The following is an 8,607-nucleotide window of genomic DNA, read 5'->3' on the forward strand; positions in this document are numbered from 1 at the left end:
GCTTGCTCAAATACGGTCTGTAGATAGCGCGCTTGCGGGCGTATGTGATGCCGTTCGTGGTACGACAGAAAACGTGGCAGACAAAGTTGCGGCCCTACGCGGTCAAAATCGTGATCTGGAGAAAGAACTGGCGCGCTTAAAGCAAAAACTCGCATCGTCTGCGGGTAGCGATATCACCGCATCCGCGATCGAAGTCGAGGGCGTCAAAGTACTTGCCACCGTGGTGGACGGTGCTGACCCCGGTGCTCTTCGGGGCATCATGGATCAATGTAAAAACAAATTAGGCAGTGCAGTCATTCTTCTTGCGGCAGTTAACGATGACAAAGTCGCTCTGGTAGCCGGCGTCACCAAAGACCTCACGGGGCGCGTGCGTGCCGGAGATCTGATGCGCGAGTTTGCAGGTCGGCTAGGCGGTAAGGGGGGAGGGCGTCCCGATATGGCTCAGGGTGGCGGTACCGAACCCGCGCTATTGCCCGCTGCACTTGAGGATGTTCCCGCTTGGGTTGCCCAGGCGTTGAAGGCTTGAGATGGCTTTAATTGTCCAAAAATTTGGTGGTACCTCGGTAGCTAGTGTCGAGCGCATAGAGCAAGTAGCGGAGAAGGTCGCGGGCTTTCGAGATCAGGGGCATGACATTGTGGTCGTCGTGTCCGCGATGAGCGGCGAGACCAATCGTCTTATCGATCTTGCGCAGCAGATTCAGGAGCAACCGATGCCCCGGGAAATGGACGTGCTTTTGTCCACCGGGGAGCAGGTTACGACAGCACTGCTGGCCATGGCCTTGCACAAGCGCGGCAAGCCAGCGAAGAGTTACAACGGGTCCCAGGTGCGTATTCTTACGGACGATGCGCATACCAAAGCGCGGATTCGTGAAATTGATGATGCCCGGCTCCACGCTGATCTGCGGGCGGGTAACGTGGTAGTTGTTGCAGGTTTTCAGGGTGTCGACGAAAAGGGCAACATCACAACCTTAGGGCGCGGCGGCTCGGATACCACTGCTGTGGCGCTCGCGGCGGCCTTGAAGGCCGATGAATGCCAGATATATACGGATGTGGATGGTGTCTACACTACCGATCCACGGGTCGTCGATGGTGCGAGACGCCTGGACAAAATCACCTTCGAAGAAATGCTGGAAATGGCCAGTATGGGATCCAAGGTGCTGCAGATTCGCGCGGTAGAATTCGCTGGAAAATATAATGTGCCACTGCGCGTGCTACACAGCTTTCAAGAGGGCCCGGGCACCCTGATCAGCTTTGAGGAGAAAGATGCCATGGAAACCCCGACAATTGCGGGAATCGCGTTCAATCGCGATGAGGCTAAGCTCACAATACTCGGTGTGCCGGATATGCCAGGGGTCGCTTTCAAGATCCTCGGGCCCATTGGACAAGCCAATATTGAAGTGGATGTCATTGTTCAGAACGTTGCTGAAGACAACAGCACCGACTTTACTTTTACCGTATCGCGCAATGAGCTTGCTCGCGGCGAAGAGATACTCAAGCGCACTGCTGCTGAGCTCGGTGCTCGCGAGGTACGATCCGATAACCGTATTGCCAAGATTTCGGTGGTGGGCGTGGGAATGCGATCCCATGCGGGTGTAGCCAGTCAGATGTTTGAAGCATTGGCGGATGTAGGTATCAATATTCAGATGATTACGACCTCGGAAATCAAGATTTCGGTGATCATCGAGGAAAAATTCCTCGAGCTTGCCGTGCGGGCTCTGCATTCATCCTTTGGACTTGATGCGGAACCCACAGAGGACTCTGCTGCCTAAGATGTTGGAGCGTCCCGTACGGCGGACGCCAGCATAGGACTTAATTCATGTTAATCCTGACACGAAAAGAGGGCGAATCTCTCAGGCTTGGGGACGACATTACCGTCACGGTAGTCAGTGTGAAAGGCGGCAATGTGCGTATTGGTATTGATGCGCCCAGAGACTTGGCAGTACACCGCGAAGAGATTTACGACAAGATCAGCGAGAGTGATGAGGGACAGCAACAGGCATCAAACAAAGACGCTAAGAGTGCCGACGACGGCCATAGCTAGCCGCTTAATGGCGTGCGGCTGCCGATGAGCGACGAGTATCAGGCGGTTCCGCTGCCTGACGTGCAGAGCCTGAGTGATCAGGAGGCCCGGGTGAGAGCGCAGGCTTACCTCGACCACATGCGCAAACGTCATTCTGTGCGCAATTTCACGGACACACCGGTTCCCATAGACATTATCCAGGCCTGCGTCCGTGCGGCGGGTACCGCACCGAGTGGAGCCAATCACCAGCCCTGGCATTTCGCCTGCGTGAGCGATCCAAAGATAAAACGCGAGATACGCGAAGCGGCAGAACTGGAAGAGGCGGAGTTTTATGGCGGCCGCGGTGGCGATGAATGGCTAAGCAATCTGAGTAAGCTCGGTACGGACCAGTTCAAACCTTTTCTTGAAACAGCCCCCTGGCTCATCGCGATCTTTGTAGAGCGCACTGGCAAGGATGCCGAAGGGAAGAAGCGCAAGAACTACTATATGTCGGAGTCTGTGGGGATCGCCACGGGGTTTCTTCTGAATGCTCTGCACAATGCGGGATTGGCGACTTTGACCCATACGCCCAACCCCATGAAGTTCCTCAGTGAGATCCTAGGCCGCCCAAATACTGAGCGGCCCTATATGCTCATTGTGGTGGGACACCCGGCGAATGATGCGAGCATTCCTGCGGCATCGCTGGTCAAAAAGCCCTTACCGGACATAGCGAGTTTTTTCCCGGTGGGAAATGAATCTCCTGACTGAGCGAAAACGGGTTTGACCCCATAGACGACGGTGGTATCATCCCGCGCCTTATGGAGAAGTGGCCGAGTGGCTGAAGGCGCGCCCCTGCTAAGGGCGTATACGTTAATAGCGTATCGAGGGTTCGAATCCCTCCTTCTCCGCCAGATACCAAAAGGGCCCCAATCGGGGCCTTTTTGGTATGTGGCTGTAAAGGCGGATAGATGAACACGCTGGGTTCGACAAGCCGCCCCGCTGGGGTGAAAACAGCCCTTAGGCTGTTTGCGTCAGTTCGCTCTTTTACCGCCACGGACTGCTGTTAACGCTCTAGTAGCTTGCTGTGAAGCGATCCTCAAATCAATTGCTAGGCCTGCGTTATCCCCGTGGCGATAATGCAAGTCAAAATGAAAATTTATATAAGTGTTATTGCGCCATTCCGGAGTGTATCTTTCGTTTCCTACGCTCTGTGTTCCCAATTGAGGCCAAGGTATGAAAGAAGAACTTCAACGGTTTGAGACGCATGTCTCTGCTTCACCGCAATTACAGGAGAAAATGGCCAATGCCATTGGCGACCTGAATAAAATCGCTGCGCTTGCCCAGGAAGAAGGCTTTGACGTCAGTTTTGATGATCTCAAAAGTGATTTGATAGCGAGTGTTGCCGAGTATCGAGATAGCCCCAAGGTAAAGGCCCTGGTCGCCGCACACCCGGAGGCTCACCGTTTTTACTACAAGGCGGTTAACAGTGCCGATTTGCACAGCCAGGTCATGGCTGCTGCTGGTGACGCTGACAAATTGGTGGCGCTTGCGACGGAGCAGGGCTTTGATCTGGATGCGGCCGAATTACAGGCATTCCTGGATGGCTTGGCCGACGTGACGTTGACAGCCGAGCTTAGTGATGAAGAGCTTGATGCTGTTGCCGGTGGAGGGCTTTTCGGCGCTTTAGCGGGTGCTGGTGCCGGCTTCATAGGCGGCTTTGTTGGTGGAGTTGTCACCTCATTGGCCGAGGGTAACTCAATGTCATCGTCATTCGAAACCGGTAAGGATACGGCCCTCATAGGCGGCGCCACCGGATTAATATCGGGCTTTTTCGCGCCCGAGCCATGAGGGTGTTATCACAAACCCTACTTCAGCCCTTCATCTACCAAGGCGTGAAACTATGACCGATCAATTTAGTGCGTTTAAGGAAAAGATTGCTGCATCGACCGATTTACAGCAAAAAGTAGTCAGTTCTATTGGCGACCTGAACAGCATGGCAGACATCGCGCGGCAAGAAGGCTGTGACATTAGCTTTGACGATCTTAAGCATGATCTGCAAAACGACGTGTCTGCCTATAGAGACAAACCCGAGGTAAAAGCGTTTGTAGCCGAGTTTCCAGAGGCGCATCGTTTTTACTATCAGGCATTCAACGATGCAAAGCTGCACAGCAGTTTTGTGGCGGCAAATGGCGATATCGAAAAGCTGGCGGTGCTCGCTAAGGAGCAAGGCTTCGAGCTTGATGCATCGCAACTCGGGGCTTTCCGTGATGGTTTGATAGAAGCGACTTCGACGGATGAACTCAGTGATGACGAACTGGATGCTGTGGCCGGTGGTGGACTTATAGGCGCATTCCTTGGCGGTGTTATTGGCGGAGCCACGGGCTTTTTGGGTGGGTTTGCCAAGTCAGTGATAGACGGAAAATATGACGACGTTGTGTCCGGGTCGTTTCGAGGCGCCTCTGTGGGTGCGATTGGCGGCGCTGTTTCCGGTGCTCTTTTGCCTGAGCCATGATACGAAGCTTGTAAGCCACAGCATTCGCCGTTCGCGTTGGTTCTGCTGATTCTTTAATTCGCCTGCGAGTTGAATCTGCTAGAGCTGTATCGTTTTGCCGGTGAATGTATGCTGGTCACCATCGGCCCTAAGGTCGAAACTCGTTGCAAGCCCATTTGCAAACGCCTGGAGAAATAAGGCGTTGATAGGAGAACTGTTTTATGGCTCAGCAGATTTTCCGTCAGGAGGCCCTTGACCGTCTGTCCTCGCCGGAGAACCTCGATACACTCATCGAGGTGACCGGCCCCAAGGGCTGGCTGGCCTTGCTGGCCACGGCCGGTGTTCTTTTGGCTGCTATTGTCTGGAGTGTTCTGGGAACGTTGCCGACCAAAGTAGATGGACAGGGTATGCTCTTGAAGGAAGGCGGGGTTTTTAAAGTCGTCGCCGAGAGTTCCGGCAGAATTGAAGCGTTGTATACGAAGCCGGGAACCACGATCCAAAAGGGTGAGGTCGTGGCCAGGGTTGCGCAACCAGCGCTTTCCCAGAGCATAGTAGATCAGAAGGCCAAGCTTGAGGAGCTCGACAATACGTTTCAGCGGTTGTCGAAACTTGCAGTCGAGCGAGAACAGCTCGAACTGACATCAATCCAACAGCAGCGCAGCAACCTGAATAAAAAATCTGATGTTTTACTGGGCCAGATATCCTGGCTCGAGAAACAGCTCGATGATCAACGCGAATTGTTCGAAAAGGGCGTGATCGTCAAACAGAAGGTTTACAACACAGAACTGCAGCTTAGTGATGCGAGGCAGCAGTTACGAGGCGCGCGCCACGAGCTTTTGGAAGCAGATGTTGCAAACGTAGACCTTATAAGGGAGCGAGAGAGAACAAGGGCCGACCTTGAGTTGCAGGTGGATGACGCTCGACGTGCGTTGGAGGCATCCCTGAAGACCCTGAATGACACCTCAGAAGTCGTGACTTATGTTTCCGGACGCGTACTGGATGTTTCGGTTGATATCGGGGACGTCGTCGCGCCGGGGCAGGAACTAATTCGCCTGGATCTTTTGGGTGATGACGTGCAAGACATGGTGGCGACGGTGTATTTTCCGCTGGGTCAGGGTAAGCGTATCGAGGTTGGTATGCAGGCGCAGATTATGCCTGCGACCGTAAAGCGAGAAGAGCATGGGTTTCTTTACGGAACAGTGACCTACGTTTCGGAGGTTCCGAGCAACGCTCAAACCATGATGCGTAAGCTGCAGGACGACAATCTCGTGCAGCTCTTTAGTAGTCAGGGTTCTCCCATCGAAGTTCAGATTTCGTTGACCCCTGATCCCACAACCTTTAGCAAATACAAATGGTCTTCCCTCGATGGCCCCCAACTGCGTTTGGACCCCGGCACTTTGTGCGTAACGTCCGTTACGGTCGAAGAAGAAAGACCGATCGCTCTTGTCATACCACTGTTCAAAAAACACATTTTGGGTGTTGGTGCGATGGCGCAGCGTTAAGGTGAGGGCCCTTTGATCGGATCAAAATGGATTCATAGACGGATTAAGACTCCGTCAGTGTTGCAGATGGAAGCCGCCGAATGTGGTGCGGCCTGTCTCTCAATGATCCTCGAATTCTATGGCCGTTACGTGCCGTTGGAAGAGTTGCGAGTTGAATGTGGCGTTTCCCGGGACGGTAGTAAGGCCAGCAATATTGTGCGGGCGGCGCGCAAGTACGGGCTTGAAGCAAAGGGGTTTCGCAAAAATCTCGACAATCTGGAAGGGCTGACTTTTCCCGTAATCATCTTTTGGGACTTTAACCATTTTGTAGTTCTCGAGGATATAAGTGATAAGTGGATCTACTTAAATGATCCCGCGAGCGGCCCACGCCGAGTGACGCTCGACGAGTTTGATAAGTCATTTACCGGTGTTGTGCTGACGTTTGAGCCGGGGCCGGAATTCACGAAGGGTGGGCAGCGTCATACCTTGTTTCCAGCGCTACGTCGGCGCTTTAGGGGAGCCTCCAGGGCGCTTACCTATGTTGTTTTGGTGGGGCTTCTTCTGGTCATCCCGGGATTAGTGATTCCGACATTTTCGCGAGTGTTTGTTGACGATATACTGGTTGGGGGTATGAGTGGCTGGCTGGCGCCGCTGATGCTGGCGATGGGAGTGACGGCACTTCTGCGCGGCGTTCTCACGGGTTTACAGAACTATTACCTGCTGCGGTTTCAGACCAAGCTGGCACTGACCAACTCGGCCATATTTTTTCGTCATGTTCTTCGCCTTCCAGTTGAGTTTTTTGTCCAACGCTATGGTGGCGAGATTGGCTCTCGCATCCAGCTCAACGACAAGGTCGCGCGGCTTCTCTCTGGCGAACTTTCGACCACAGTTCTTAATCTGATTCTGATCGTGTTTTTCGCGGCCCTGATGCTGCAATACGATGTCTTGTTGACGGCTCTCGGGGTCGTTACGGCGATCCTCAATCTTGCTGCTCTGAGATACATCTCAAAAAAACGAAAAATCTATAATCAGCGTTTGCAACTTGAAGGTGGAAAACTGCTCGGGGTGTCGATGGGCGGCTTACAGATGATTGAGACTTTAAAAGCGACCGGGTCGGAATCAGATTTCTTTTCGCAATGGTCTGGGCATTACGCCAAGGTCATAAACGCCCAGCAGGCCATGGGCAGGGCGTCGCTTTTTTTGAATGTTTTTCCTACGCTGATGGTTTCACTTAACAGTTTAGCGGTGCTCGGCTTTGGCGGATTACTCGTCATGGAAGGGCGCTTGAGTATGGGAATGCTGGTCGCGTTCCAGAGCCTCATGGCCAGTTTCATGGGGCCCGTTAGACAGATGATCAATGTCGGAGGAAGCCTGCAGGAGGTGCAAACCGATACGAACCGCCTGGATGACGTCTTGAACTATAAGCTCGCGCCCTGGTTCGAGACAGCTGGTATCGAGCCAGGAGCCATCGTAAAAGCGAATCCCGATCCTGGTTCCTTCGATAAGTTGTCGGGGCAAGTGGATATTTGTGACCTCACTTTCGGTTACAGCAAATTATCTCCAGCGTTGATCACAGATTTTAGCTTGAGTCTCAAGCCGGGTTCGCGTGTCGCGCTTGTTGGAAACTCAGGCTCAGGAAAATCCACGATAGCCAAGCTCGTATCCGGTCTTTATCAGCCATGGCAGGGGGATATTCAATTCGATGGAGTGTCGCTTCTTGACGTTCCACGGTCAGTTTTCAACGCATCTGTCGCTATGGTAGATCAACAGATTTTTGTTTTTGAAGGCAGCGTCAGAGACAACATCTGCATGTGGAACGATGTCATTCCCGAGAGCGACATTTATCAGGCTGCCAGGGATGCAGGTATTCACAGCGATATTGTCTCGCGGGCAGGTGGTTATGACGGATTGGTGCAAGAGGGCGGGAGGAACTTCAGCGGTGGACAGTTGCAGCGACTAGAGATAGCCCGAGCTTTGGTTAACAACCCTTCTATTCTGGTACTGGATGAGGCAACAAGTGCGCTCGATCCGACTATGGAGAAAACTATCGATGACAATCTGCGCCGACGCGGTTGCGCCTGTCTGATCGTTGCACATCGTCTGAGCACAATACGGGATTGTGACGAAATTATCGTTATGCAGCAGGGCGAGGTGGTTCAGCGTGGCACGCACGATGAGTTAATCAGTCAGGAAGGTCTTTATGCCGATCAGATTAATGCGTCCTGAAACCTTGATGCGAAACTCGGCGAAGTTTTCATGACGGACATACTGGCTTGGGGTAGTGAAGGTAGGTCCTTGGATGTTGCAGGTAATAGGCCTCTGTTACTGAACGATCCTGAAAAAGTGTACATCGTTCAGTGTGGCAGTATCGATGTGTTTGCAGTCTCTGTTGTAGCTGGAAAGGTATCGGGAACGCGCAGTCATGTGTTTCGCGCCACCCACGGTGAAGCGCTCTTCGGGATGCGCATCGGGGAACATGACACAGCTAGTGCGCTGCTTGCAGTGGGTACCATAGGCACTCAAGTACTGGAGCTAGAGTCAGCACGATTCGTCGCAAAACTTGCCGATCTGTCCTTCGTTGACGAAGCGACAGCGTTACTCAATAACTGGTGTAGCGGTCTTGCTAAAGGTGCGTC

The 8,607-nt window shown here is 53.1% G+C and carries 9 protein-coding genes and 1 tRNA gene; all 10 read left to right on the forward strand.

What is annotated here, in order from left to right; genetic code table 11:
* On the forward strand, positions 1–526 hold a 526-nt coding region (locus tag ACI9KD_RS16255), incomplete at its 5' end, for a DHHA1 domain-containing protein (protein ID WP_414982219.1).
* A gap of 1 nt (position 527) precedes the next feature.
* Entirely contained in the window at positions 528–1,769 is a 1,242-nt protein-coding gene (locus ACI9KD_RS16260) for an aspartate kinase (protein WP_414982220.1), read from the forward strand.
* A 47-nt stretch (positions 1,770–1,816) separates the two neighbouring features.
* The gene (csrA, locus tag ACI9KD_RS16265) at positions 1,817–2,041 is read left to right on the forward strand and encodes a carbon storage regulator CsrA (RefSeq protein ID WP_414982221.1); all 225 of its coding nucleotides are present in this window, start codon (positions 1,817–1,819) and stop codon (positions 2,039–2,041) included.
* A gap of 24 nt (positions 2,042–2,065) precedes the next feature.
* The gene (locus ACI9KD_RS16270; protein WP_414982222.1) at positions 2,066–2,767 is read left to right on the forward strand and encodes a nitroreductase family protein; all 702 of its coding nucleotides are present in this window, start codon (positions 2,066–2,068) and stop codon (positions 2,765–2,767) included.
* Positions 2,768–2,819: 52 nt separating this feature from the next.
* Positions 2,820–2,910 (forward strand) — tRNA-Ser (locus tag ACI9KD_RS16275).
* Positions 2,911–3,232: 322 nt separating this feature from the next.
* Positions 3,233–3,847: a Nif11-like leader peptide family RiPP precursor gene (locus ACI9KD_RS16280; protein WP_414982223.1), complete on the forward strand. Its 615-nt coding sequence runs from the start codon at positions 3,233–3,235 to the stop codon at positions 3,845–3,847.
* 52 nt (positions 3,848–3,899) lie between these two features.
* The gene (locus ACI9KD_RS16285; protein WP_414982224.1) at positions 3,900–4,511 is read left to right on the forward strand and encodes a Nif11-like leader peptide family RiPP precursor; all 612 of its coding nucleotides are present in this window, start codon (positions 3,900–3,902) and stop codon (positions 4,509–4,511) included.
* Positions 4,512–4,711: 200 nt separating this feature from the next.
* Positions 4,712–5,992 carry an NHLP bacteriocin system secretion protein gene (locus ACI9KD_RS16290; RefSeq protein ID WP_414982225.1) on the forward strand — a complete coding sequence of 427 codons (1,281 nt, stop codon included), beginning with the start codon at positions 4,712–4,714 and terminating at the stop codon, positions 5,990–5,992.
* Between the two features lie 12 nt (positions 5,993–6,004).
* Positions 6,005–8,197, forward strand: coding sequence for an NHLP family bacteriocin export ABC transporter peptidase/permease/ATPase subunit (locus ACI9KD_RS16295; protein WP_414982226.1), 2,193 nt, complete (start codon positions 6,005–6,007; stop codon positions 8,195–8,197).
* Between the two features lie 30 nt (positions 8,198–8,227).
* Positions 8,228–8,607: hypothetical protein (locus ACI9KD_RS16300; RefSeq protein WP_414982227.1), on the forward strand; the 380-nt coding region annotated here is incomplete at its 3' end.

This window comes from Congregibacter sp., assembly GCF_047617445.1.
Lineage (GTDB): Bacteria > Pseudomonadota > Gammaproteobacteria > Pseudomonadales > Halieaceae > Congregibacter.